This window comes from Spirosoma harenae, assembly GCF_054776975.1.
Window position 1 is genome coordinate 1 of record NZ_BAAHBD010000043.1, and the last position, 562, is coordinate 562.

1 protein-coding gene is annotated in these 562 nt (G+C 50.2%); it reads left to right on the forward strand.

All coding sequences use genetic code 11. The features are described from left to right. Window positions 1-562 (forward strand): hypothetical protein (locus tag ACYVE4_RS31020; RefSeq protein ID WP_461044309.1); only part of this gene is annotated, 562 nt, incomplete at both ends.

A 562-nucleotide genomic window follows, 5' to 3' on the forward strand; every position in this document is an offset into this window, starting at 1 on the left:
GTTTGGCGAGTAATCCACCTACAGACCTTCAGAGCAGGTTAAAGGCGATTGCCAGTCTGGCTCCAGGCCAGTTTCCCTTTACGTTGTTTCCCATCCGGAATCAGGGATTTTGGGAAGATGATTTCGATGAGGCTAAACTGGCCGGTTTCGCCCGCCAGGATTATGTGAATGCCTGGAAGAAACAGGAGAATGGAAGCTATAATTTCTCGGTGGATCTTCCAGGCACGCCTAAGTTCGGCTATCCCATTTGTCCTCAGTTTTATCTGTCGTGGGTGCTGGAGCGAATCATGAAATTAGCGGGCTTCCGCATCGAATCGGAGTGGCTGGCCAGTGACGAGATTCAGAAGCTGACCATCAAAAACCTGACGGCCATGAATTTACAATTGCCCGTCGGGGGCTTCATCAATGGCCATCAACTAGTAGCCGGTATGTTCCTGCCTGACATGAGCGTATCGGACTTTCTAAAGGCCATTAAAGGTCGGTTTGGTCTAGCTTTTACCTACAATGCCAACAGCCGGGTATGTTACATTACTCAGTTTACGGCAGCCATTGCGGCTGGACC